This window comes from Vibrio xiamenensis (assembly GCF_900100015.1).
GTDB lineage: Bacteria > Pseudomonadota > Gammaproteobacteria > Enterobacterales > Vibrionaceae > Vibrio > Vibrio xiamenensis.
Window position 1 is genome coordinate 45,496 of sequence record NZ_FNDD01000009.1, and the last position, 26,401, is coordinate 71,896.

Sequence of the window (26,401 nt, forward strand, 5' to 3'; positions counted from 1 at the left end):
AACGGCCAAAAAGAGCATAAATTTAAGGACTACAAACCAAAGGGATATTTTAATTAATTGAAAATAAAAGAGTTATTTTTTATAAATCATTCCAAAGAACTAGGCGCATACATCAAACAAACAAGACGATTCTCACTCGAGATGTGATTCGATTCCTACACACTTAACGGTTGGATTTACCCGTCGATTTGCTTTGCACTTCACACCTTTAAGGCTCAGCTTACTTGGCGGTCACGAGCATAACGCCGTATGACGAAAAAACATATTTTGGTCATAAAGCTGGCATACTGATTTTAATGCTGATAAGACAGGCTCAATATTCAGAAAAAACCGACTTCAAACTCAATAAAATCAAGCATCGAGCGCATTTTTATAAACTCAAAGAATTCTTTTTTGAACCATGATCTGTGGTTATTTTTTTCGAAACAATGGTGATATACTCAAGATTGGTATAACACATTATGAACGATATTGAATAATGGAAGCGAACGAAAAACTCTATCAAAAGATAGCCGCCCAATATAAGCAGCAAATCATTGCTGGCACCTACTCTGTCGATGACATGCTGCCCGCCGAACGCGTGATCGCCGAGCAGATGGATGTCAGCCGCACCGTCATTCGTGAAGCCATGATCATGTTGGAAGTTGAAGGCTTTGTTGAAGTTCGTAAAGGCTCTGGTATTCGCGTGATCAGCCAAACCGGTAATTCAGGCAGCAGTGATAAAAGCATCGAAGTCTTTGATGCTTATGACGAGTTCATCAAAACTTGCGGCCCATTTGAGCTGCTGCAAGCCCGCCAGCTATTTGAAAGCAGCATTGCCGAATTTGCCGCCATTCAAGCAACCAAAAAAGATTTGGTTGAACTGATGAAAATTCAGGAAAACGCCAAAGAAGACGATTATTCACGCGATTCTCACTGGGACCGCGAATTTCACATTCAACTGGCGCGCTGCACGCAAAACTCAGCCATTGTCCATGTTGCTGAAATGCTTTGTAAAAATCGCGAGCTGAACCCATATTGGAAAAAACTTCACGAACACATCGAAGACAACCAAATTCGCAGTTGGTGCAGCGAACACGATTTGATTGTTCAAGCGCTGGTCAAAGGTGACAGTAAAGCAGCTAAACTCGCCGCGTGGACACATATCGAAAACACCAAGCAGATGTTGTTTGACGCATCCAGTGACGACTACGACCGTTTTCTGTTCGCCGACAGCCCATTTGCCGACCAAAACTAATTTTCGGCCGCATCACGCGGCTCCCCCTTTTATGCGGCATATGGGTTCATAATTGGGCGCGTTCACACGCACTGAAATCGCCAATTACTTGCAATAAACCAGATAGTTGCAATAAACCAGTCACTCGTAAAACCAATCACTCGCAATAAAAAAGCGCCTTAGCGGCGCTTTTTTGCGTTTTATCTTTTTTGGTGAACAGTGTTACCCCACTAGAGGGTAACACCACTTTTGAACACCGCAATCTCACGAAAATCATTGCGCTCATTGCAGGTCGGTTCACCATTCACATGGGCAGCTACCACCTCGACAAATTCTTCAAGCAGGGTGTTCATATCCACCCCTTCGACCAATTTTCCGGCGTTAAAGTCAATCCAATTCTTTTTACGCTCAGCCAACTGGGAATTTGTAGCGATTTTCATGGTAGGCACCGGGCCACCATAAGGTGTGCCGCGACCCGTGGTAAACAGCACCATATGGCAACCACACGACGCCAGTGCCGATGTCGCAATGGCATCATTGCCTGGCGCACTAAGCAGGTTGAGGCCGCTTTGGCTCAAACGCTCACCGTAGCGCAGCACATCCATCACTTTACTGCGACCCGCTTTTTGAGTGCAGCCAAGGGATTTCTCTTCCAATGTCGAGATCCCGCCAGCTTTGTTGCCCGGCGAAGGGTTTTCATAGATCGGCTGGTTGTGCTCAATGTAGTAACGTTTGAAGTCGTTAATCATCGCCACAGTTTGCTCAAACTTAGTACTGTCGACGCAGCGGTTCATCAGCAGTTGCTCCGCGCCAAACATTTCTGGCACTTCAGTCAGTACCGATGTACCGCCATGCGCAATCACATAATCAGAGAATGCGCCTAACATTGGGTTTGCGGTAATGCCCGAGAAACCATCTGAACCACCACACTCAAGGCCAAAACGTACTTCACTAAGAGTGCCTGCTTCGCGTTTGTCAGCCTGCATTTTTTGATGCAGCGCTTTCAAAAGCTCAACGCCGTATTCCACTTCATCGTTGTGATGCTGGCAGACCATAAACTCAACCCGCTCAGAATCATACTCACCAAGGGTTTGTTTAAAGGCGTTGATCTGATTGTTTTCACAGCCAAGCCCTACCACCAATACTGCGCCCGCATTTGGATGACGCACCAAATTTTGCAACAGCACCTTGGTGTTGTGGTGATCTTCGCCAAGCTGAGAACAGCCGTATTGATGCGTAAAGATGTTGACGCCATCGATATCGGACAAGTCCACTTCCTGCTCAAGCTGACGTTTCATCATTTTCGCCATCGCGTTGACGCAGCCAACGGTTGGAATGATCCACAGCTCGTTGCGAATACCGATTTGTCCATTAGCGCGGCGATAAATTTGCACCGGCTTGTCGGCAAGACTGGCTTGCAGTGTTTCAAACTCAGGCACATAACGGTAGTCGTTAACATCGTTGAGGTTGGTTTTGATGTTGCCATCAAATACACGCGCCCCTTTTGCAACATCAGCAATCACATGACCAATCGGCGCGCCGTATTTCGTCACAATATCGCCGCTGGCAAAATCACACAGTGCCACTTTGTGCGCTTGAGGAATGTCTTCAAGCAGTACCACGTCTAACTCACCGACTTGAATATGCTGCCCTGCGCTGAGATCTTGCAGTGCAACCGCGACGTTGTCCGTTGGATTGATTTGGAAAATCGGATTCACACTCCCCTCCTTAGCAGCGTGTTAACGCTTCGCGAACGCCCAACTCACAAATGTTGCTAACGTGCTGAGTCACTTTGGCGACCAAATCTGGCACGGCACACAAGTCAGTGTCCCAGTGAGCACTTTGCTCAAGAACGCCGCGCACCAAGCCTTCAACACTTAGCTCACCACTGGTCACTTGCGGCCATTTCGCAGCAAAGAAATCCAGCCAAGGTTTATCATCGTTAAGCGGGTAGTTGCCATCGCTACGCTCACCGCGATAAAAAGCAATCAGGGCAGCGAATGAGAACGTCAGATAACGAGGTAATTCGCCGGTTTGTTTTTGGAAACCCAAAAGCTGCGGCAAAATACGGGTTTTGAATTTGGTCATGCTGTTGAGTGAAATCGACAGCAAAGCGTGTTTGATGTACGGGTTTTTGAAGCGGTACTCCACATCACGCGCAAAGCTCGCCAGTTCATCCTGCGGCAAAGATAGCGTTGGAATGATCTCTTCATAAATGACGTTTTGTAGGTAATCTGCAATTTGCGCATCTTGCATGCTTTCACCGACGGTATCGATGCCCGCTTGGAACGCGACCGGAACCATCGCAGTATGCGCGCCATTAAGGATTGCCACTTTGCGCTCTTTGTACGGTTTGATGTCTTCAACGATTTTGATGTTGAGTACTTTATCGGCTGGAAGCTGATCCAAACACAGTGCCTGGTTGAGCCACTCTGGACCTTGAATCACAAACAAGTAGAAGTTTTCGGCGCTGACCATAAAGGTATCTTTATAACCAATTTGCGCTTCCAACTCAGCGCTTTCATCTTTTGGATAACCGGTCACGATGCGATCGACCAGCGTCGAACAGAAAGTGTTCGCGGTTTCAATCCACTGTTTGAACTCGCTTGGCAATTGCCAAGTTTCGACATAACGCAGCACCATCTCTTTGAGTGCTTCACCGTTGTAATCAATCAGCTCACACGGAATCAATACCCAACCTTTATCGCTTGCGCCATCAAAAGCGGCATAACGCTCCCAAAGCAAACGCGTTAATTTGGCAGGGAAGCTGCTTGGCGGCGCATCATCGAGTTTGTCACTGTCGACAAACGCAATACCCGCTTCAGTGGTATTTGAGAACATAAAGCGCACGTCAGGATTTTTAGCCAAAGCGATGATTTGCTCAAAATCTTTATACGCAGCGAGTTCTTGGTTAATGGAGTAAACAACACGCGATTGGTTGACCTCTTCACCTTGCTCATTCAAGCCGCGAATAAAGGTGGTATACAAACCTTGCTGAGTGTTTAAGCTTGGCGGAAAGTCGCTGTCAATCGGGCGAATAACGGCTACGCCTGCATTGAAATCGGTGTGCTCGTTAAGTTGGTCGATTTGCCAATCAACGAATGCGCGCAAAAAGTTACCTTCACCAAACTGAATAATTTTGGTTGGGTATTGAGGGCCAGCAAAGGCGTCACGAGATAGTTGTTTCATGGGGTTACCTGCAAACAGCGAACCACGCTTTGATGGTGATTCGCAATCATTTAAGGGCTAAGCGCGAACCTTGTCTATACGGTGGCTTTCACCGCGGCGCTTAGCCAAATATTGGGCTTCAAACGAAAATTAAACTTACAACTCAAAGTAGCGCTTAGCGTTGTGGTAACAGATGTCTGAAACCATACGGCTGAGCAATTCAAAATCGGCTGGCGCCTCACCTTGTTCCACCCAGTTACCAATCATTTGGCACAGAATACGACGGAAGTATTCATGGCGGGTGTACGACAAGAAGCTGCGGCTATCGGTAAGCATGCCGACAAAGCGGCTAAGTAGACCAAGCTGCGCCAGTTGCGTCATTTGACGCTCCATGCCGTCTTTCTGATCGTTAAACCACCAGCCTGAACCGAATTGAATTTTTCCAGCCACACCACCGCCTTGGAAGTTGCCGCACATGGTCGCAAGCACTTCGTTATCACGTGGGTTTAAGCAGTAAAGAATGGTTTTTGGTAGCTCGTCGGTGGTATCCAGCGCGCTCATCAGTTTCGCCAATGGCTCTGCCACAAGACCGTCGTTGATCGAGTCAAAACCGGTATCTGGGCCCAGTAAGTTAAACATTCGCAAGTTGTTGTTACGCAGCGCACCAATGTGGTACTGCTGCACCCAACCGCGTTTGGCGTATTGACGGCCAAGGTAAACGAGCACGGCGGTTTTAAATTGCGCCGCTTCAATCTTGTTAACAGACTCGCCCGCAAGGCGTTTAGCCAAAATGCGATCCAATTCGGACTCGCTGGCTTCGGCATATTCCACCGTATCCAGCGCATGGTCAGCGATGCAGCAGCCATGATCCGCAAAGTGCTGCAAACGACTATCAAGGGCGGCGGTCAAATCGCTAAAGCGTGTAATCGCCACGTCCGCCACTTCACCCAAGGTTTGGATGTAGGCATTAAACGTATCAAGATGAATATTAAACGCTTTATCTGGACGCCAGCTTGGCAGCATTTTGACATCAAAATTGGCATCGTCTGCCACTACGCGGTGCTCGCTCAGAGAGTCGACCGGATCGTCGGTGGTGCCGACCATTTCAACGTTCATCTTTTTCATGATCGCGCGCGCACTGAACTCAGGTGACGCCAACATTTCATTGCACTGATCCCAAACACGCTCCGCGTTGGTTTCGTTAAGGTTTAAACCTGTGATGCCAAATGGGCGACGCAGCTCTAGGTGCGTCCAGTGGTAGATCGGATTGCCAATAGTAAAAGGAACGGTACGAGCAAAAGCGAGGAACTTGTCTTTGTCGCTCGCCTCACCAGTACAGAAACGCTCGTCGATACCATTACTGCGCATCGCACGCCATTTATAGTGATCACCGCGTAGCCAAATGTCGGTCAAGTTGGTGAACTGATAGTCCGTCGATACCTGCTGTGGTGGTAAATGGCAGTGGTAGTCAATGATCGGCAGATCTGCAGCAACTTCATGATACAGACGTTTGGCAAGCTCATTATGCAAGAGGAAATCTGGGGAAAGGAAAGCACTCATATCACTTCTCTAGTTGTTATACCAATTTCAAAAAATCATTACACCAATGGCTGGGGAAGTAAATATGAATCTATGTTTAAAAGCCGAAATTTTGTTCATTTCATGATCTAAAACGTCGTTTCAAGGTCATTTAAAGCTAAAAATGTCAGGTGGCTCAAAGTTTTTTATATCCACAAAATTAATGCGCACAAATTTGATCTACCACTTGGTTTTTATGTCATACCAATTTTACGATAAGCGAGAATATTAATTCTCCATCAAGCAATAAAGCCGGTTAGCAACGCATAACAAAGATTAAACAACGCGGCGCTATTGGATAACAAGATGGGATGAATAAATGGATAACCGCCCGTTATTAAGGCCTTTATCCATTGATGAGTCTCATAACAGGCTTGAACTGCTGGAAACGGTATTAACAAAGAGATGGATACAATGTCGACCATTAACTTAATTAACGAAGGTGTGAACAAAGCATTGCGCGTCACACTCACCCTGTTCATGGTAGTCATGATTGCTGCTGTGGTTTGGCAGGTCTTTACCCGATTCGTACTACAAGACCCTTCAAACTTCACTGACGAGCTTTCACGCTACTTACTTATGTGGATAGGTATTTTGGGCGGTGCTTATACTTTTGCCATTAAGCGCCACTTAGCTTTGGAGTTACTTTCTCCTCGCTTCGGCCGACGAGGTCAACTCGTCTTAAGCATGATTATCAACTGCATCATCATTGCTTTCTCATCAATCGCCTTCATTTATGGCGGCTCAGTGCTGGTAAGCAACACACTCAGCCATGGCCAAATCTCGCCAGGCATCATTCTTTTTGGTCATCACCTATTGATCGGATACGTCTACATGGTGGTCCCTCTCGCTGGTTGTTTGATCAGCTATTTTGGGTTCGTTGATGTGGTCACTGCCGCACTCGACCTGAAAAAAAAAGAAGTTAAACTCCCAGCAGAAGGTAGTCTGTCATGACACTCACTGATCTCTTATTCTCACAAGACTTTTTGCTTAACGCGTCTGACACCTTTATCGACATGTTCCCTGTGATTGTCCTATTTAGTGTGTTAGGTGTTTTGCTGCTCGTTGGTGTGCCGATTGCGTTCTCAATTGGTATCGCTGCGCTGCTCACTGTATTTATCGATTTCCCAATCGATAAAGCCACCATCTTGATTTCACAAAAGCTCGCTAATGGCTTGGATAACTTCGGCTTGCTCGCCTTGCCGTTCTTTATCGTGGCCGGGAACCTGATGAACCGCGGTGGTCTTGCTACCCGTTTGATCAACTTTGCGATGCTGTTCGGTGGTCGTCTGCCAGGTTCGTTATCACACGTTAACGTCATGGCCAACATGCTGTTTGGTTCACTATCTGGCTCGGCAACAGCGTCTGCGGCGGCAGTTGGCGGTATCATGAAACCGCTGCAACAAAAACACAAATACCCAATGGATTTCTCGACTGCGGTTAACGTCGCCTCGTGTCCATCAGGTCTTTTGATTCCACCGTCAAACATTTTGATTCTGTTTGCTTTGGTCAGTAGCTCATCAGTGCAATATCTATTTATCGCGGGTTACATTCCAGGCATTTTGATGGGTCTTGGCATCATGGTGGGGATTTTCCTACTAGGTAAACGCTACAACATTCCTCGTGAGAAAATTGTTTTCAAAGAAAAAGCCAGTAAAGTAATTCTCGATGCACTGCCAAGTCTGAGCCTAGTCATCATTATCATGGGCGGTATTCTAGCGGGTATCTTTACCGCAACAGAAGCGTCTGCGATTGCGGTGGTTTACGCGCTCCTTCTCGGTTTTGTGTATCGCGAACTGAAAATCAAAGACATGTTCCCAGTGATGATTGAAAGTGTGGTCACCACATCGATTGTACTGCTGATGGTAGCGACATCTTCTGCCATGTCTTGGGCGATGGCGAATGCCGACATTCCAACCTTTATTGCCGATTTCGTGATGCAAACTTCAACCAACCCAATCATGGTTATTCTGCTAATGAACGTGATTTTGTTGGTGGTCGGCACCTTTATGGATATGACACCTGCGGTACTGATTTTTACGCCGATCTTTCTGCCGATCGCGACAAGTCTAGGCATCGACCCAATTCACTTTGGCATCATCTTAGTGTTCAACCTATGTATCGGCATCTGTACACCACCTGTGGGTACAGCGCTGTTCGTCGGTTGTAGTGTGTCTGACGTCAAACTTGGCCAAGTAGTGCCAAAACTACTGCCACTATTTGTGATTATGGTGATAACCCTGCTCATCATCACGCTATTCCCATCCCTTTCTTTATGGCTTCCAGGTTTGGCTGGCTATAAATATTAACCCTACAAAAGGACATGATAATGAAAAAAATGAACAAACTGCTTCTAGCATGCGCAATTTCAACCATGGCGGGCGGCAATGTTTACGCTGCAACCTTGAAATTGGCTCACGCGCTGCCAACCGAGCACCCAGTTCACACTTCACTGGCTTGGTTTGCTGACCAAGTAAAAGCCAAAGCCAAATTGCGTGTCAAAGTCTACCCTAACGGCACTTTGGGCAACGAAACCAACTTGCTACAAATGGTTCAAGGCGGCACGATCGCCTTTACCAAAGTCAGTGCGGCGCCGCTTACCGCGTTTGCACCAGACTACAAACTGTTGTCATTGCCATACCTATACAAAGACCGCGCAACTTATGACGCAGTTCTTGAAGGCCCGATTGGTCAAGAGATCCTTGAATCGTCACACGACGCAGGTTTCGTCGGCCTTGCCTTCTTGGATGCCGGTGCTCGCAGTTTCTACACTGACAAGCCAATTCGTACCCCTGAAGATCTTAAAGGTATGAAGATTCGCGTACAAAACTCAGCGCTGTCTATCGACACCATCAAAGCGCTAGGCGGCACGCCAGTGCCACTACCTTACGGTGAATTGTACTCAGCACTTCAACAAGGTGTGGTTGACGGTGCGGAAAACAACATTCCATCGTACTACTCTTCTCGTCACTACGAAGTGAAGAAAGTGTTCTCTTACGACAAACATACTATGGTACCGGATGTACTCGTGGTATCGGCTAGCGTGTGGGATTCATTGACCGACGAACAACGTAAAATCATTCGTGAAGTCGCTCATGAAACCGTTAAACAGCAAGAGACCAACTGGAACAACTACGTTGAGAAATCGATCACTGAGCTGAAAAAACAAAACGTCACCTTTGTTGATAGTGACATCAGCAAGTTCCAAGAAGCCGTGAAACCTGTTTACGACAAATTCCGTAAAGAGAACCCCGACTTGGTACCAATGCTAGATAAAATTCAAGCGATGTAATTGATATCAAAAAGATGTAATTAAAATCGAAGAGAAGCGCTTTGTGCCAATGCTTGGCGCTTCTCCTTTTTGCTATGCATAGCCGCGCTGTGTACAGCAAAAAGATTGGTCGTAAAAAATCGAAAACAATACGCCGCTTTCAAGCCGCGATACATCTGTCACCCAGCCGAAACCATTTGGAACCCGATATGAGACTCAAGCTATCCTCTCTGGAGCAAGCCCATGCGCAAATCAAACCAAGCCAACGCAGCCTCGGTGCTGGCGTCGGGATTGTGCATTTAGGCTTTGGCGCTTTTCACCGCGCCCATCAGGCACTTATCACCGATACTGCGATGCGTGAACATGGCGGTGATTGGAAAATCGTTGGTGTCAGTTGGGGCCGAAGTGGCGTTGAACAGCAATTAGCGCCGCAGGATAATCTCTATTCGGTGGGCGTTGGTTACAACGATGATCTCGCGATTCAAATTGTCGGTTCTGTGCATGAAATTCTCACCGCCAAACAAAGCGATCAAGTGCTGAAATACATGAGCTCACCCGCGGTTAAAATCGTCAGCTTAACCGTGACCGAAAAAGGCTATTGCCACTTGCCAGCCACTGGCGATTTGGACCTTTCACATCCACTGATCGTTCATGATCTTGCCAATATCGACGCGCCGCAATCGGCGGTTGGTTTTATCGTCGCTGCGCTTAAAACTCGTCAGCAAAATGGCATCAAAGCCTTTACACCGATGAGCTGTGATAACTTGCCGGAAAATGGCCATGTTCTCGAAAAAGTGGTGCTGCAGTTTGCCAAACAGTTAGATGAAAACTTGTATCAGTGGATTAAGCAGCAGGTGAGCTTTCCGTGCACTATGGTGGATCGCATCGTGCCGCGTACGACGGAGCAAGATGTCGCTAAGATTGAACATGCACTCGGACTTGAAGATCAAGGCTGTGTCATGACCGAACCCTTTTTGCAATGGGTGATTGAAGATAAGTTTGTTGATGGCCGCCCACAATGGGAAGCCACCAGTATCGACAACGTGCAGATCACCGAAAACGTTGCAGCCTTTGAAGAGATGAAATTACGCCTGCTTAATGGCACACATTCGGCCATGGCGTATCTTGGCTATCTGGCGGGTTACCAAACCGTGGCACAAACCATTCACGATAGCGACTTTGCGCGCTTTATTCGCAACATGATGGACGTTGAAATCACCCCATCGATTGCCATTCAAGATGTCGACCTTGAGCACTACAAAGATCAACTCATCGCGCGATATCAAAATACCGCTTTGCAACACCGAACTTGGCAAATCGCGATGGACGGTTCGCAAAAATTGCCGCAACGCCTGCTGAGAACACTCGATTACGCCCTCGCCCATCAGATATCAACCCCTTGTATTTACTTGACCGTAGCCGCCTGGATGACTTACGTCAGCGGCGTGGACGAGCAAGGCCAGACCATTGATGTACAAGATCCGCTCAGTGAGCAATTCGCGGCGATTTGGCAGCAATATGGCCAAAATCTACCCACGGTGGTCAGCAAGTTCTTGGCCATTGACAAAATTTTCTCGCCACAACTGGCCCGTAACCCAGAGGTAATAAAAGAGCTGACTCACGCACTTGAGCAAATTGTTCAACATGGTGCTAAAGCCAGTGTGAGCAAACTGCTTCAATAACAGTTGGATTAAGCGCTTATTTAAACTAAACCGATTTATAACGCGTCGGTTTGTAGCAAGTAACAGCAATCAAAAATATCGAATCGCCGCTAACAACGCGGCGGTCACATCAAAGTAGGACATCATCAATGAAAATGACATTTCGCTGGTACGGTGAAGGTAACGACCAAGTCACTCTTGGCCACATTAAACAAATTCCCGGCGTAGAAGGCATCGTTTGGTCACTGCACGACATGCCAGCAGGTGAGCTGTGGAGTGAAGAACGCATCGCTAAAGAGAAAGCCATCATCGAGGCCGCAGGCTTTAATATCGACGTGGTTGAAAGTGTTAACGTTCATGAAGACATCAAACTTGGCCTACCAAGTCGTGATCAATACATTGAAAACTATAAAGAAACGCTTCGACGCCTTGCCAAAGCTGGCGTGAAGGTGGTTTGTTACAACTTCATGCCCGTATTTGACTGGACCCGCACCAGTCTTTACAAAGAGACTGAAGATGGCTCCAATGCCTTGTTTTTTGAAAAGAGCCAGATTCACAACATCGACCCAACCGAGCTGATTGAAAAGCTCGCCAAAGACGTCGATGTGACCATGCCGGGCTGGGAGCCTGAGCGTCTTGGTAAACTGAAACAAACCTTTAAGCAATACGAAGGATTTGGCGCTGAAGATTTGTGGAAAAACCTGCAATATTTTCTTGAGCAAGTGATTCCGGTGTGTGAAGAGTGCGGCATCAAAATGGGCATTCACCCAGACGACCCTGCATTTCCGATTTTCGGCCTGCCGCGCATCATTATCAACAAGGAAAATATCGGCCGTTTTCTTGGCCTCGTCGACAGTCCATACAACGGTTTAAGCCTATGTACTGGCTCGCTTGGCTCAGCAAATAACGATATTCCTGACATTATCGACACCTACCACGACCGCATTCACTTTATGCACATTCGCAACGTCAAACGTTATGAAAACGGCGATTTTATCGAAACCTCACACCGTGCATGTGATGGCTCGGTGGATACCGTTAAAGTGATCAATACCCTTCACAAGCACGGCTACCAAGGTTATGTCCGTCCAGACCACGGCCGTCATATTTGGGGTGAAGAGAAGTGGGCGCGACCAGGCTACGGCTTATACGACCGTGCGCTTGGCATTATGTACATACTGGGTGTGTGGGATAACCTCAACCACGAGAAAGTGTAACCCGATCACCCGCATAGCAGCTCATAACTTAACAAATTCGTCTCTGCTGTGCGTTAAGGACGGTGTGTTGCCAAGGAGCGGCAATCTTCATAGAGCGTTCAGAGCGCCATTTTTAGCTAGCACAAGTTTTGCTAAAGATTCGGCTTCAAAAGCGCAAAGAAATGGTAATGGTGCTATCAGCGCCGTTACCATTTTTTCATTAAGCGTCCGACCAAATTAGGATGATAAGCCCAGCAGTGGTCAAACAAGCTCATCAACTGCGGGTTACCATATTTAGACAGGCTGATGGCATGAAAACGGTTGTGGCGCAGTTTAAGCTCTGCCACTTTATTTTCCATCTCATCAGATTGTTTCGGTGCTATGAAATCTGACAGCACCACCAAATCGGCGTTTCGATAGCGCTCGCCTTGCATCAGTTCCAGCGAACGCAGCAACACGGGTTCAAGGTCGGTGCCGCCATGAAAACTGTAACTGAGAAAATCGCTCGCTTCGCGCAACCCATCTTGCTTGGTTAACTCGTAAGTGATCGCTTCGGTGGAAAACAGCATCACATAGCAATCACGATCATCAGCAAGAGCGATTTGCATCAACGCATAAGCCATTGCTTTCGCGCACTGCTCCGGAAAACCACTCATCGACCCCGAAGCATCTATACACAGAATAAACGGCCCTTTTTCGATGTCGGCGTGTTTATTATCCGGCTGATAAGCTTTAACTTTACGCAGTGTGCGTGACTTACCTTGCATACGATAGTTCATCAAGCGTTTATCCACTAAATGCTTGTAGAACACCACTTCGAGCTCCGGATAAGCGAGAAATAACGTTTCGTTGGGCAGCAATTTATTGAGGTCATCGCTTTCGTGTACACCAACAATGTCATCGGTGGCGTGATCAGATTTCTCCTCTACCATCTGCAACTCTTCTTGTGGCGCGCGGTTTAAATCTGGATCATCGATGTGGCTAGCCATGCGCCCAAGTTGCTCGGCGATCTCTTGTACAGCTTGGTGTTTTTTCAAAAACTCGGCATGCTTTTTCATCACTCGCACGTCGGTTTTGCTTAACTTGGCCGATGCCATGTCCCACAAGCGTCCAACGCTCGACGCATCACCGCTTTCGGTCACTTTATCCATAGTTTTCATGGTTTCCATACGCTGATACAGGTCGCTAAGCACTTTCTCTTTGTTTGATTCCAGCTCACTCACTTGTGCTTGGCGAATCGCCTCTGACAAGCTCTTATACCACTGGTCACAAAAATAGTGCGGAAACATGGGGTTATCGACCCCTTTATTGCGCTCAAGTAAGCGCCGTGCTTGCAGATAGAATGCCGAGTGCCATTCAAGCTGTTTGATGATCTCAGGTATTTGCTTAAAGAAAGTCGCTTCATCCCAATAGATCACTTGCTGATAGAGCCCTAACTCATGCTGAAACCGCTCGGTTTCACAAACACGAGTAATGCGCCTCTTAACTTGGCCGTGCCACTTAGCAAGATGGTTTCTGACTGACGCCGTGACGCCGCGGTTTTCCGCCATCATCATCACCTGTGAGCGCGCCATTAAGTCGTTCACCGCCGAATCAATAATGCCGGAGTCTGCAATCATCAAAGCCAGGTTTAACCCATCGGCGCCAAGCATAACGGCTCCTTAAGCAAAATATTGGTTGAGGTTATTGAATCGGAAAATGATCTTTTCCGACTCTTTCTTCACCGCATCGAGCGAACTTTGCAGCGTTTGCAAACTGGCTTCCATTGCACGTGGCAGTTCAACATCAATAAAGTTATGCGGCAGTGCGGTGTGAAATTGATGACGCACTTGGCGCATCTGATGATCCGCTTGCGTCAACATCGCTACCGCTTGATTGGCTTTTTCCAGCCATGCTTGGTGTAGCTCACTGTCCAAACCTTGTTCAGTGACCAGCGCCACCAGCACCGCACGATTGGCGATGTCTTTGATCACCAAACGATTTTGCGCATCCAAGTCAAAACGAATTCGGCACATATTGCTGTTTTGATTGACATAGCCGTAGGCATCGCCGTGACCGTCGCGCACAATGCGTTCAAGATCATTTTTCGGCACATACACCCAGCGGCTATCGCCTTTTTCCGATTCAGACACCGACATATTGCTTTGCAGCAACACCAGTTTCACCAAACCGCGAGCACTGCCCACTTGGCACGCCTTGGCCTGTGATAAATCGAAATGGTTGACCTGTTTTTTCAAAATGCCGCTTGAGGTTTCTTGTGACAGCGCCATGCCATACTGCCCTTCAAGCGCCTGCTGTACCTCAAATAATTCCTCGCGGCACAGAGTAATTTGGCGCTCAACCTCGTGCTGGCCAAAAGCGCGTTCAAGCGCAAAACGTTCAATCACGCTGCGCACAACATCGCGCGACTCTGGGCTGTTCCACAAACAGTCTTGCAGCAGCAAGAGATCAAGCGGGTTGATGCTGTCGCGACCATTAAAAAACGCGCTCGCCTTGAGCAATTTGACCGCCTTTTTCCAGCGTCGGTCCGAGACATACATTTCGGGATTATTACTCTCGCGCTCAGCCTCTTCGAGCATCGATTTCAACTCATAAAGCTTTTCAAACACATCATCACTGAGTTTGAGTTGGTCTAATTGCGCCTGCCAGCTGCGATACTCCTGGTCGGTAATCGCAAGGCCTTCGGGAATTTGAGCTTCTTGACCGGTGCCCACCGTGAGCATCGATTTAAAATTCTGTTTATTTTGAATTCGGTTAACGAATACACGCACCAGCATGCGGTCATAGAGCGCTTCAAGACCGCTGTCTTCATCAGGCAATTCATTGGATGCCGAGACTAATAAACGCATCGGAACAGGCTCTATCTCGCTGCCGTTTTTGAAGGTTTTTTCGTTTACCACAGTCAAAAGCGTGTTCAAAATCGCTGGGCCGGCTTTCCAAATTTCGTCCAAAAACACCACTTGCGCCGTCGGCAAATAACCTTGGGTTAAACGTACGTAGCGACCGTTGTCTTTGAGCTCTTGAATACTCAGCGGGCCAAACACCTCTTCCGGGGTGGAGAAACGGGTCATCAAATATTCGAAATAGGACGCACTGTCAAAGGCTTGAATCAGACGTTTGGCAATCAAACTTTTGGCAATCCCCGGCGGTCCGAGCAAAAACACGCTTTCTCCGGCCAATGCCGCCAACAAACACAATTTGATGGTATCTTCACGCTCATAAACTCCGTCGGCGAGCGCCGTGGCTAACTTGTTAATCCGTTCTGATAACAGCGCTTTTTGGGAGTGGGAGGCGGGAGTTGGGGTCATTGTCATGGCGCTCCTAAAACAGCGTTGAGTGCGTATAATCACTTTATACAATTGTTATTATTTTGTTACAAGAGGTTTGACCAAATTAGGCTTCGCCTTTATAACAGAACCGATTTCAATCAATCAGAGTGTAACCTATGTTTTCGAAAATGAGAGCCTACCACTTAGTTTGCCAAGCCAAGTTAACCAGATTCTCACCAAACACGCTTTCCATTGCGTTGTTAAATCGATAAGGTAGTCAGTAGAAAACAACGTCAGTTATCACACCAATGAAAATAATCGATTCGAAAAACCTACACCGCTGGAAAGCCATTTCACTGGTCGAAGAACAGCTTGATTTGCCTAATGGTAAACGCATTGCCCACACCACGATTTTGCATCCTGGCGCATCGGTGATTTTGCCGATCACCGATGACGGTAGAATCGTGCTGATTAACCAATTTCGCCCGTCACTGAAAAAATGGCTCCTGGAACTGCCCGCTGGCACCATAGAGCAACCAGAAACGCCAGAGCAGTGCGCAATGCGCGAACTCGAAGAAGAAACGGGTTATCGCGCCGCACGTTTTACCTCGCTAGGCCAAGTAACACCGCTGGCTGGGTTTTGCGATGAAATCCAACATCTGTTCGTTGGCCATGATTTAACTCTGAGCAACGGCCGCGAATGCGATGAAGATGAAGTGATTGAAGTGGTCACCTTTTCGCTTGCCGAGCTTGAGCAAAAAATCGTTGAAGGCGAAATCACCGACACCAAGACCATCGCGTGTCTTAGCAAAGCGAAGCTGTGCGGTTTGATTTAATTTAAGCCGCAATTTGTTGGCGACAAACGCTCAAAAATCAAAGCCTCTTTAACAACATTATTCTGATAACCAAAACAAGATTATTCTAATAACCAAGCCGCTGTAAAACTAAGGCGGCGTCTTTTAATTAAAGTCAGCAATTCCACTGAATTATTTTTAGCTTCAAGGAGAAGAATATGGATTTTCGTTCCGATACGGTCACTCAACCTACGGCGGCAATGCGTGATGCGATGGCAAACGCCCCAGTTGGTGACGATGTATATGGGGATGACCCGACGGTCAACGAACTCGAACAGTGGGCGGCTGAGCGCCACGGCTTTGAAGCTGCGCTGTTTACTAGTTCAGGTACGCAAGCCAACTTGCTCGGTTTGATGGCGCACTGTGAGCGCGGAGACGAATACTTATGTGGTCAGCAAGCGCATAATTATCTGTTTGAAGCGGGCGGCGCAGCGGTTTTGGGCTCGATTCAGCCACAGCCGATTGAAAATAACCCCGATGGCACGCTAGATTTTGCCAAACTCAAAGCGGCGATTAAGCCAGATGATTTTCATTTTGCGCGCACAAAATTGCTTAGCCTTGAAAACACCATCAACGGGAAAGTGTTACCGCTTTCATACTTGGCAGAAGCTCGAGCGTTTGTTGATGCACATAATTTAGCGCTGCACCTTGATGGCGCGCGCGTTTATAATGCCGCCACCGCGTTGAATGTCGATATTCGTGAAATTGCGCAATATTTTGATTCGATGACCGTGTGTATGTCAAAAGGGCTTGGCGCCCCCATCGGTTCATTGCTGCTCGGCTCAAAAACGTATATCGCGAAAGCGCGTCGGCTACGCAAGATGGTCGGTGGAGGCATGCGTCAAGCCGGTATCTTGGCCGCGGCTGGAAAGTTGGCACTCACTGAGCAAGTGGCGCAATTACAGACCGACCATCAAAATGCCAAACGTTTGGCACAAGAGTTAGCCCCCCTACCCGGCTTTAATCTCAACCCAGATTTTGTGCAAACCAACATCGTGTTTGTCAAACTGGCAGAAAATATCGACATTCACACCATTGCCGAGCAATTAAAGCAGCGCGGAATCACTATCTCACCGAGTAATCCGATGCGTTTGGTGACCCACAAAGACATTTCTGCCGATGATATTGAAACCTTTATTACCACGCTTAAAAGCTTGCTATAAACTCAGCACTAACACGCGTTAAATAGCGCGCATAAACGCGCGTAAAACAATTAAATATAACTTTGATCTCGCCCCATTGAGCTTCCCCTAAGGGGAGGCTTTATGGTGACAGCTGGTGCATGCTAAGAGAGATCAATATGAAAACGTCCTTACCTCTTTTCTCGCTACTTGGCGCTTGCATGATGGCGATGCCCAATGCACAAGCGCTAAATGGCGACCCTAAGCTTGGAAAAATCAAAGCGCCAAGCTGCGTGTTTTGCCACGGTAAAAACGGCGTAGCAACCAACAGCGCTTACCCAAATTTGGCTGGCCAAAGCCCACAATATCTTTATTCGGCGATGAAAGACTACCAACAAGGGCTTCGCCAAGGCCCCAACGCGAAAATGATGCAAGTCCAACTCAGTAAATTAACAGACCAAGACTTGCGCGACGTAGCGACGTTTTTTGCCTCGCCATCTAGCGCGAACTAATCGCACGAGTTGGCGTAGCGACGCGTCGGATACAAAGTCTCAAGCTGGCTAAATGTCGCCTTTACGTAATCATCCGCAGCGCCAGTTTTGTTTTGATTGTAAACGCCGGCTTTGAAGTACAAGTATTGCTCCCCTTGATCGTAACCACTCTTCGACATATCAATCACCTGCATTATGTCTGGATGACCATCGCGTTTAAGAGTAAAGACAATTTGATTGCCACGCGCCGCGATTTGATAACCAAATTCTTGGTTTAACGCAATACCATCAATGGGCTCTGGCGTGCTGTTAGCGCGCCCGCCGACAACGTTAAACCAACTGGTTGCTCCAGAGGCGGTTTCGTGGGCCAGATAAATAGAACCGCGCTGATGTTTGGGCAATTTACGATAGTAAACCCGAATCGGCTCATGTTTGGTGGCATGAATTTGACCAATGATTACCCGCCCAACTTGGCTTTTATCACCAGTGGTCGTGACATGATTGACCGTAAGCCGTGCATTGAGTATGCCATCCACCGCCCCCGAGGCTTGCTGCTCAGCGATCGGCGCACTGGAAAACACCCAGTTATTTAAACTGATGCCTTGGGTTTTGATGCTTTTATTGCCACAACGCAGCATGCTACGCAGTTCTGAGCGCGTATAGGTGGTATTTGGCGTTTTCGAACCTTTTACCGGCGCAACAAACACTAAATCGCCATTTTTGCTATGCGAGAAATACGGCGGATACTCAAATCCGTTCGCCAGTTTGTCTTCTTTGATCATATCGGCGTTGCCGGAATTATCATCATCCACTGGCAAGGTAATGGCCCATTGGCGTAAATCAATGTCAGCCCAAGCCGAGGGAGCCCCGCAAAAAACCAATGCGCCGACTAAAACATGCTTCCAACCTAAGGTGTGGTAAAACGCCATGGCAGTGCCTCTAAATGTATTTTAACTGCCAATATGGTGCTGCCAAACGTGAATAAAAACTCGGAGCAAAACAACAGATTACTATTCTATATCGTCACTAAAAATGCGAATTGCCAAGCCGATCACCCAAACGAAGCGCTTGTTTTTAATCAGTAAAAGTTGTCGAATGATAAAAGAAAAACAGCCTGTGAACTCAATCATAATCACGGCAAATTTGGGTGCGATTTGATTGCCTACTTCCCGCGCTATATTAAGACGGAGTCTATGAAGTGTGAGCTTTGCCAAATCATCTCAGATTGATAACAGCTGTATTTTGACTTAATTTTCGCTAATTACACTCAGCATTTGAGTATTTATTTGAATCTCATGAGAGTTAATCAATAAATCCCTGATTATTTAATCCAACTCTTTTAGAGCTTTTACCTACAACAAAAACCGAAATAACTATCACCATTTTCACCTTAACCAAACGTTTAGTAATTTCAACCATAATAAAACTAAAAACCATAAATAATAAATCATTGAAATATATTAAAATAAATAGTACAAAATCATAAAAATCAAACAACTAAGTGCGTTTCTTCATAAGAATGAAAAACCTAGCATTTAATCTTCGAGATTTTATCATGAACATCAAACATTACTTTTTAGTCCTAGAAGACATTTTTTTAGGCAACTACTTAAAGAAAGAATCGAGACCTCAGCCTTTAAGCAAAGAACTGGCGATCTTAGGTATATATATAATTTCTTACTTACAATTCAATTATTTATTTTGGGATGTTGTATTAGAACCTCCACGTATAAACGCACATCTATTACAGCTAATACCCTACCCAGGCATTTTCTTCGCTTCACTAAATCTTACCCTATGGATTTTATTAGCTTGGCGGCGAGGAATGAAGTGGTGGGCAATACCCATAGGATTCTGTACTAATACATTATTCAACTTCACAAGCTACCAGAGTCACTATAGCTCAGATGCTTTTAACATTCGACATTGGCAAAATATAGTTATATTAATCATGTCATTTGTGGGGTTTTTGTTCATTATTAAAAGTATATGCCTACCTAAACTACAGGATGTGTGCCCCAATCATCCACTGAACGCCCTTAACCCAAAAATAAAAAAACGTTTACAAATTAGTGCCGCTGATTACATAAGAAAAACAATAAAACTGGTATTAATATCTCCTTTCATAGCGTTTGGATATTACATAGGGATAGATTCAGCAAACTTAGACCCATTATCAAAGAAGTTATGCTACTCATTATTTTCTCTGGTTCTCGCAGCTATATTTATCAGACTAGCGATTAAGAGATTAAAAAATCTCGATTATAACCCCATAACGTTTTTAACGAAATTCATTATTTTACCAACAGCGACCAGCTATATATATTTCATATTTAATTTTAACAATTTTTTTGATAGTGAATTATTGTACTCCATTTTTTACATATTATTTATTTTCGCAATAGGAATTAGTATTTTCGGTACTATTAAATTATTTATGGCCCCTCTACAAACAGAGAAAAACACATAATTTTTTATCTCTATAAAAACATTAAACGGATCATCACGATAATGAAAAATATTAAGATCTCAGCAATAACTATGCTGACTTTAGCCATGATGCTCGGTGGCTGTGCGGCTTCTTCATCTACCATTACAGCGGATAACGAACATAGCGCGCCAACTGCAAATGTCAGTGCAACAACTAAAATCAAACAATCTGGAGCAGCAACTCCAACATACAAAAACAAGCTGTTGGTAGGCTATAACTTTCAAAAAGGCTTTGCGGTACCCGCTAAAATTGGTAACTTCTTTGGGTTTAGCTTCAGCGCGACTCAACACCTTGCAATGACTAACGGAGTGACTACGTCCGAAGTCTACAAGACACTTCCTATCGTCATCGAAGTAAACCACCCAGAAATCAACGGTTCCATTTCGAGTCACTGGAACGACACCCTCTATTTTGGGCGCGATAACTATGCGATGTGGCAATTTGAGTCAGATGCCGAACTGGTTACGGGTAAATGGACGATAGCAGTAAAACTCAACGGTGAAACGATCGCTGAAAAAAACTTCTTTGTCCAAGTTCCACCTAAAATGCCAGCCAAAATCACTCAAGTCTGCCACGCACAAATCGAGCTATTTCCCAAGCAAATTCAACAAGCACACTCACAGTGTTGTGATGGTGGCGACGGCACAGCTTGCTACACATTCGCATGGCGTGGACTTGAGCATATTAAAGACACAGAAGGAGCTCAGCTATACTACGCAAAAGGTTGTGAACTCGGTGATATCTCTAGCTGTCGCACAGCCGCAAAAATGGCAACCAACGAACAACAAAAGCTCGAGTTCTTCAATAAAGCATGTGACCTAAAAGATATCGAAAGCTGTATAGACGCTGGTCGCGACCTATAACTTTCCGAACAAAAAACACTCAAGGTGCACGATTTTTATCGTCGTGCACCTTTAACGCTTTTTTGACCACGCCAAATATTCCAACGACCTTTCTCTTAGATAAAGCCATCTAATTTGGTTAAGATAAAACAATAACGTCACTTTACCTTGTCGAGGAACGCCCAATGCTCATTACCTTTCGCTGCCGCAGCTATTCGAGTGTCACCATGTTTGGCGATATCGCCCTACACTTGATTAAAATGATGGGTCACAGCGGTACGATCCCCGGCTCAATTGGCTCGCAAGATGTTCCACAGGCACTAGCCAAACTTCAACTAACGCTTGCTCAACACACTGCTGCTGAAACCGCTTCACAAACAGACGATAGCAATGATGAAGAGCAAACCGAACCAAACGTTGGCCTAAGCCGCCGCGCCTATCCACTGCTCGAGCTTTTAAAGGCGGCAATCAAAGATGAGTGCGAAGTGATGTGGGAGTAATAATTGAAAAAATAGGACTTAAAATACAACAATATCTTTTACTGATACACTCTGAGCTGTTTTATTCTCTAGAATATACGAGGGATAAATAATTTGAGCTTTTAGCACTACATACATCAAAAACGCTCAGCCATACTCAATTAACAATACCATTTTCATTCACACCAACAATGAAGCCTTCATATCCATTTTCTGCCCCCATGAATCACCCAGTAATTACATAGCGACCATCAATTAAAAACGCCAAAACATAAGAATAAATATCAAAACCACTCATCTAAATATCAAATATAAGAATAACTGAGCGTTATACTACTCAATCTATAATCGTTAAAATAAAATTTATATCATGACGATTAATATAATTAAATCGTCACGGAAAATCTTATGTTTTTAAAATCAATTAGTAATTTTAGAGGAATAGCGATCATTGCGATTGTAGCAGGACATATTAATAGTTCTGGATTTACAAGCAATGATTTAATAAGTTCTACAATAAGAAATATGATTATTGGTGGTTCATCGCTATTTGTATTTATTTCCGGATTCATGTTTTATCACGTATTTTATAAAAGATATAACTATAATAAATTTATTACTGGAAAAATTAAAAATTTAGGCGTCCCTTATTTAATATTGGCTACAATTGCAATAGCACATCTATTTGTTTTCAAGCTTGAGTACTATACACCTATCGAAAGCATGAGAAATGCTGCCGAAGCCTTTAGACACGGAATACTCTTTTCTCCGGATGACTCTCATCTTATGACCACTGTTAAATACTATCTTACAGGTCGTTTTTTGACTGCGTACTGGTACATTCCTTTTGGTCTATTGCTATTTGCTTCAGCACCGCTTCATTTTAGATTTGCGAATTTAAGCACTAAAATCCAAATCGCTATTATTGTAGGGCTATCCATTGTCGCTATCTTTGTTCAGCGACCAGTTGCAGGTACTAACGCACTGCACTCCCTTGTTTATTACACACCCGTTTATCTGATGGGTATTGCTTTCTCAATGCACAGAGAACCGATTAATCGCTTCTTGAATAACAAGCTTCCTATTCTTTTCTTATTTATTGTATTAATCTCAGTGTATCAGGTCACTTATGCACATGAAGGTAACTACGAAAAGCCATTTTTTGAATATGGCGGTGTAGACTTACAATTCATAAAATGCTTATTTACTATATGGTTTTTGTACGGTTTATTCGAGAAGTATACATTTGACCTTCCTATGTTAAATGTTATTTCTGAAACAAGTTTCGCTATTTATTTCATCCATCCTTGGGTAATGATGATAATATACCGGATTGATAACAAGATTCATCACCTTCAACCAAGTGGTGCTGAAAACAATATCCCAATGTATTTATTTACTTTGATTGCCGTGATGGCAATATCAGTAGCTATTGCTTTAACAACTAAATATGTTTTCCGTGGAAGTAGAAACACTCGGTATTTAATTGGTTATTAAACTTATAAAGCCCTTCATTTTATATGAAGGGCTACATTATAAAAATAAGCATTTTAATTAACCAATTAAACGCAACGAAATTCTGTTAATATTGTTTTCGACTTTTATACGAGCTTAACTATTCATTCCTGCCTACTTCATATTCCCAGTAACTTTTTCCCCTATTTTCGCGCCAGTTAAAGCTAGAAAAAAAGCGATAGCACCACCATAAATCATTTTCGTAAGACTAAAATGAAAAAAGTGGAAAGGTGTGAATAGAGTTAAAAGTAACATAGTAGCGACGGATAAAAAAGCGCCTGCAGCAGGTTCGTAAATTCTTATACCCGGAGATATGAATCCAATTATAAAACCACCGATAAAATAGCTGGCCAAGTTTAGAAGACCTTGCATCATGAAATGCAGCGAGATGGACATATATCTTCCTACAACAACTTGGCCAATGAGTCCACCCAAAACAATCTCAGTAGCGATAAAAATAGCAAAGCTTATAAACATCCAAATTTTGGAAAATTCTCGATTTTTCGTAGTCATAATAACTGTTCTAAATTTATGTGGTTGATCAGTACGTAGTTTAGTAGTGATTCGTTCAACGACGTTACTGTGATAATATGCTTAAATCGTTTAATTCTTTGCCGCCTTGGCTTTGTCCCATTATGTGTTTATACGCCACTGATAATAATGTAGTTGAGTAAATGATTACAATAAATAAGCTCAAACTATCTAGAATTCCGAGTGCAGAAAAACCAAACACATAGTAAAAAAACATTATTACTTTCGTGTTCATCATTAACAGCATCAAAATACCTTTTAACAATAAAGGCAAGGCAAATACAATGCCAAACATATACAAAACCCTACCTTTAGTTAACTCCAAAGCATCCGTCAAGGAAATATCTTTCTTGAGTGCAATTGCAGGAAAAACAAGGAAAAAACGACAAATTAATATGCCGACAAAAAACAACAATACATATGAAAAAAACTCGTCAACGATTGTTATTTCACTTAAAGGGGAATATCCAATCAAATAAATAATAACACCAACAATAACGCCAACAAAAACTATCATAAAGTAATTTGCAATGAACTTAAAATAAATATTACACTCATCTAAACCATGATTTAAGTTTCCCCATTTTGATACCGACCCATTTCCTTCAAGAATTATTTTATGCACATTAACAATAATGAATAAGACCATTACGCATTCAACTATCATTCCTACAAGGTAAATCACTCCCATGATATACGAAGGTATTTGCGGAGCTTCAATGCTGATTGATGAAATTACCATGACCAAGAAAGGGAGAAAATTCGATAAAAACAAAGACTTTTTATTTATATTTATTTGATAAAATGTATCTTTGAATGTTTTGATAAACATATTATAAACCATTTTCATTAGAGGGGTTGACTATATTTTATTTCTATTGAGTTACTGGCTTAGTTAGTAGTAAAAACGATTCGGTCTATATTGATACCGGTAGAACGAACTAACTCATGCTCAACGGTATTAAATTGGCTGTTTACTTTTTCCTCTGCGGAAATTAACAGCAATTCAGCACCATCGTCGTTGGGCAGTTGCCGAGCGTACGACATCATAAATTGAGTTGTTTCGGTAATGTCGCCATTAAGGTGATAGGTTTTTTCGATCGCCGGTACTGGAGCCGTATCTTGCCATACTTTTTCGAAGCAGAAACCTTCCAGTTCATAGCGGCCGTCGCTAGTTACTACATCCGACTTAAGGCAGTTATCCCACTTTGAATCAGAAATGCCCTTGGTGTCGTAGATGTACCATAAGCCGATCTCGATGATTCCGGAATCATCGGTACCATACTGCAAAATCTGCAGAAAACCGTCGTCATCGGTGTAGAAACGCAGTATGCGGTTTTGGTTATCAATCTTCACTTCCCCCACCGCTTGAATGATCTGGCTTGGGCTGGCGCCATCAATGATCAGGTTTGGTTCGGTGACCTTTAGGAACATAGAGTCGATGGTGAAACTCCCCCCTAAATGCAAACCTAAAGCTGTTGGCGTTTGTGGTATATCCGGTTGTTTATTTTTTTTATTACTGTGCTGCGAAAAGAGCATTTTCAATGTGTTGAGCATAGCTGAATACCTGGGGGAAAAAGGCAAGTCTATGGGCTTGCCTTGTATGGACGTTGAATTACTTGGTTTGACCTAGAATACGTGCTAGTTCATCTTCTGCGCTTGAGTTGCCGCCAACCAAACCAGCTTGAGACAAACGCTCATCGAGTGATGACGCAGAGCTTGCCATTTCACCAGCAGCATCCATTCGGGCTTGATGGCGGTCCTGCTTCTTCTGAATACGCTCTAACGATTCCATCGCCGTGGTCACTTTCGATGTGCTGCCATTGACTGATTTAAGCGTCGCTTCCTGGGCTTTTTGCACAGCCTCATTAGCTTTTACAATATCAACTTGAGATTCTAATTGTTCCAAACGGTCTTTAGCTGATTTAAGGTTTTGACGCATCTTACTTTCCGCGTTGATGTAGAAAGTCTGACGGTCTTTAGCACCAGTTAGGTCATTTCGTAATTGCGTTACTTTTTGCGCGCACTCCAGCGCAAGTTCCGCATTTCCTTGCTGATTGGCAGTAATAGCATGCTGCTCATACTTGGATACATTCTTTTCAATCTCCGAGACTTTGGTGTCCGCCATTTTTCTATCGGCAATAATATTCACCAACTCGCCATCAGCCTTTATCATATCGGCTTTCGCTTCACGAATATGCTGTGTCAAAATACTTACCGCATTCGCATCCCAAATAGCCTCATCGGCCTCGTTGGTCTTGGATTTGAAAATAGTAGAAAGCGTATTAAATAGTCCCATATTATTTTTCCTCACTGTTACTCTTAAAAAATCGAGTTGTAAATTGGAGTAACTCAATGATATTCACAAACAACATAGAAACTTCTAACTCTATATTTTCAACCTTTGATTCAGAAGACAATGCCCCAAATGCGCAATAATATTCTTCATCATTGACCAACGACTTGCCAACGGTAGTCAGCGGCAGCGTTTTGTGTACATGTAAGATAGCGCTATCAAATTCAGCTGGATTTGATAGTGCCGATACCGGGAAAAGCAGCGACTCAATCAGAATTTGAGAGTTTGATTTTGTCAATACCGCTTTAATATCATCCTCAGTGGCAATAACCAAGGCGTCATCGACCACATCGATACGCCAGTTATGCTCTGACTTTTCTAGGAACTCTTTAATTTCAATTACATTCATTTTGAATTTCCAT

At 44.5% G+C, this 26,401-nt stretch carries 24 protein-coding genes; 13 read left to right on the forward strand and 11 right to left on the reverse strand.

What is annotated here, in order from left to right; translation table 11 throughout:
- The first annotated feature begins 478 nt into the window (after window positions 1-478).
- Window positions 479-1,237: a GntR family transcriptional regulator gene (locus BLS03_RS09220; protein WP_093272657.1), complete on the forward strand. Its 759-nt coding sequence runs from the start codon at window positions 479-481 to the stop codon at window positions 1,235-1,237.
- 209 nt (window positions 1,238-1,446) lie between these two features.
- On the opposite strand, the gene BLS03_RS09225 is transcribed toward BLS03_RS09220, so the two are convergent.
- The 3 genes from BLS03_RS09225 to uxaC all read right to left on the reverse strand — a co-directional run bounded on the left by BLS03_RS09225 (window position 1,447) and on the right by uxaC (window position 5,944).
- A complete protein-coding gene (locus BLS03_RS09225) occupies window positions 1,447-2,934 on the reverse strand; it encodes a UxaA family hydrolase (protein ID WP_093272659.1) in 1,488 nt (495 codons plus the stop codon).
- Between the two features lie 10 nt (window positions 2,935-2,944).
- The gene (locus BLS03_RS09230; protein WP_093272662.1) at window positions 2,945-4,405 is read right to left on the reverse strand and encodes a tagaturonate reductase; all 1,461 of its coding nucleotides are present in this window, start codon (window positions 4,403-4,405) and stop codon (window positions 2,945-2,947) included.
- Window positions 4,406-4,540: 135 nt separating this feature from the next.
- Window positions 4,541-5,944 carry a glucuronate isomerase gene (uxaC, locus tag BLS03_RS09235; protein ID WP_093272664.1) on the reverse strand — a complete coding sequence of 468 codons (1,404 nt, stop codon included), beginning with the start codon at window positions 5,942-5,944 and terminating at the stop codon, window positions 4,541-4,543.
- 432 nt (window positions 5,945-6,376) lie between these two features.
- Here uxaC and BLS03_RS09240 point away from each other — a divergent pair, with 432 nt between their 5' ends.
- From BLS03_RS09240 to uxuA, 5 genes are all read left to right on the forward strand, one after another.
- Window positions 6,377-6,916, forward strand: a complete 540-nt coding sequence (locus BLS03_RS09240) for a TRAP transporter small permease (RefSeq protein WP_245696639.1) — start codon at window positions 6,377-6,379, stop codon at window positions 6,914-6,916.
- Between the two features lie 56 nt (window positions 6,917-6,972).
- On the forward strand, window positions 6,973-8,271 hold the full coding sequence (locus BLS03_RS09245; protein ID WP_425445107.1) for a TRAP transporter large permease: 1,299 nt from the start codon (window positions 6,973-6,975) through the stop codon (window positions 8,269-8,271).
- 20 nt (window positions 8,272-8,291) lie between these two features.
- The gene (locus tag BLS03_RS09250) at window positions 8,292-9,254 is read left to right on the forward strand and encodes a TRAP transporter substrate-binding protein (protein WP_093272669.1); all 963 of its coding nucleotides are present in this window, start codon (window positions 8,292-8,294) and stop codon (window positions 9,252-9,254) included.
- A 188-nt stretch (window positions 9,255-9,442) separates the two neighbouring features.
- The gene (locus BLS03_RS09255; RefSeq protein ID WP_176765564.1) at window positions 9,443-10,915 is read left to right on the forward strand and encodes a mannitol dehydrogenase family protein; all 1,473 of its coding nucleotides are present in this window, start codon (window positions 9,443-9,445) and stop codon (window positions 10,913-10,915) included.
- Between the two features lie 128 nt (window positions 10,916-11,043).
- Window positions 11,044-12,111: a mannonate dehydratase gene (uxuA, locus tag BLS03_RS09260; protein WP_093272674.1), complete on the forward strand. Its 1,068-nt coding sequence runs from the start codon at window positions 11,044-11,046 to the stop codon at window positions 12,109-12,111.
- 185 nt (window positions 12,112-12,296) lie between these two features.
- Here uxuA and viaA read toward each other — a convergent pair whose 3' ends face one another.
- Window positions 12,297-13,742 carry an ATPase RavA stimulator ViaA gene (gene viaA / locus BLS03_RS09265; protein WP_093272678.1) on the reverse strand — a complete coding sequence of 482 codons (1,446 nt, stop codon included), beginning with the start codon at window positions 13,740-13,742 and terminating at the stop codon, window positions 12,297-12,299.
- 9 nt (window positions 13,743-13,751) lie between these two features.
- On the reverse strand, window positions 13,752-15,398 hold the full coding sequence (locus BLS03_RS09270; protein ID WP_093272680.1) for an ATPase RavA domain-containing protein: 1,647 nt from the start codon (window positions 15,396-15,398) through the stop codon (window positions 13,752-13,754).
- 269 nt (window positions 15,399-15,667) lie between these two features.
- Between BLS03_RS09270 and BLS03_RS09275 the strand changes: the two genes are divergently transcribed.
- The 3 genes from BLS03_RS09275 (at window position 15,668) to BLS03_RS09285 (ending at window position 17,846) form a co-directional block, all read left to right on the forward strand.
- Window positions 15,668-16,195, forward strand: a complete 528-nt coding sequence (locus tag BLS03_RS09275; protein WP_093272683.1) for an NUDIX hydrolase — start codon at window positions 15,668-15,670, stop codon at window positions 16,193-16,195.
- Window positions 16,196-16,371: 176 nt separating this feature from the next.
- Window positions 16,372-17,376, forward strand: coding sequence for a low-specificity L-threonine aldolase (gene ltaE, locus BLS03_RS09280; RefSeq protein WP_093272685.1), 1,005 nt, complete (start codon window positions 16,372-16,374; stop codon window positions 17,374-17,376).
- 179 nt (window positions 17,377-17,555) lie between these two features.
- Window positions 17,556-17,846, forward strand: a complete 291-nt coding sequence (locus BLS03_RS09285) for a c-type cytochrome (RefSeq protein ID WP_245696646.1) — start codon at window positions 17,556-17,558, stop codon at window positions 17,844-17,846.
- Here the strand turns inward: BLS03_RS09285 and BLS03_RS09290 are convergent.
- On the reverse strand, window positions 17,843-18,754 hold the full coding sequence (locus BLS03_RS09290; RefSeq protein ID WP_093272690.1) for a polysaccharide lyase family 7 protein: 912 nt from the start codon (window positions 18,752-18,754) through the stop codon (window positions 17,843-17,845). The two genes, BLS03_RS09285 and BLS03_RS09290, sit on opposite strands and share 4 nt — an antisense overlap.
- 626 nt (window positions 18,755-19,380) lie before the next feature.
- Here BLS03_RS09290 and BLS03_RS09295 point away from each other — a divergent pair.
- The 4 genes from BLS03_RS09295 to BLS03_RS09310 all read left to right on the forward strand — a co-directional run bounded on the left by BLS03_RS09295 (window position 19,381) and on the right by BLS03_RS09310 (window position 23,134).
- Window positions 19,381-20,295: a hypothetical protein gene (locus tag BLS03_RS09295; RefSeq protein ID WP_093272694.1), complete on the forward strand. Its 915-nt coding sequence runs from the start codon at window positions 19,381-19,383 to the stop codon at window positions 20,293-20,295.
- Between the two features lie 41 nt (window positions 20,296-20,336).
- The gene (locus BLS03_RS09300) at window positions 20,337-21,179 is read left to right on the forward strand and encodes a DUF3859 domain-containing protein (protein ID WP_093272697.1); all 843 of its coding nucleotides are present in this window, start codon (window positions 20,337-20,339) and stop codon (window positions 21,177-21,179) included.
- Between the two features lie 164 nt (window positions 21,180-21,343).
- Window positions 21,344-21,658 carry a DUF1840 domain-containing protein gene (locus BLS03_RS09305; RefSeq protein ID WP_093272700.1) on the forward strand — a complete coding sequence of 105 codons (315 nt, stop codon included), beginning with the start codon at window positions 21,344-21,346 and terminating at the stop codon, window positions 21,656-21,658.
- Window positions 21,659-22,045: 387 nt separating this feature from the next.
- On the forward strand, window positions 22,046-23,134 hold the full coding sequence (locus BLS03_RS09310; protein WP_093272702.1) for an acyltransferase family protein: 1,089 nt from the start codon (window positions 22,046-22,048) through the stop codon (window positions 23,132-23,134).
- A gap of 132 nt (window positions 23,135-23,266) precedes the next feature.
- Here BLS03_RS09310 and BLS03_RS09315 read toward each other — a convergent pair whose 3' ends face one another.
- The 5 genes from BLS03_RS09315 to BLS03_RS09335 form a co-directional block, all read right to left on the reverse strand.
- Window positions 23,267-23,665 carry a hypothetical protein gene (locus tag BLS03_RS09315; RefSeq protein WP_093272703.1) on the reverse strand — a complete coding sequence of 133 codons (399 nt, stop codon included), beginning with the start codon at window positions 23,663-23,665 and terminating at the stop codon, window positions 23,267-23,269.
- A 64-nt stretch (window positions 23,666-23,729) separates the two neighbouring features.
- The gene (locus BLS03_RS09320; protein WP_093272705.1) at window positions 23,730-24,515 is read right to left on the reverse strand and encodes a hypothetical protein; all 786 of its coding nucleotides are present in this window, start codon (window positions 24,513-24,515) and stop codon (window positions 23,730-23,732) included.
- Window positions 24,516-24,574: 59 nt separating this feature from the next.
- Complete coding sequence (locus tag BLS03_RS09325) at window positions 24,575-25,240, reverse strand: DUF2491 family protein (RefSeq protein ID WP_245696640.1); 666 nt, start codon at window positions 25,238-25,240, stop codon at window positions 24,575-24,577.
- A 58-nt stretch (window positions 25,241-25,298) separates the two neighbouring features.
- Window positions 25,299-25,982, reverse strand: a complete 684-nt coding sequence (locus tag BLS03_RS09330; RefSeq protein ID WP_093272707.1) for a PspA/IM30 family protein — start codon at window positions 25,980-25,982, stop codon at window positions 25,299-25,301.
- A gap of 1 nt (window position 25,983) precedes the next feature.
- Complete coding sequence (locus tag BLS03_RS09335; RefSeq protein WP_093272708.1) at window positions 25,984-26,388, reverse strand: DUF2170 family protein; 405 nt, start codon at window positions 26,386-26,388, stop codon at window positions 25,984-25,986.
- Window positions 26,389-26,401: the final 13 nt, after the last annotated feature.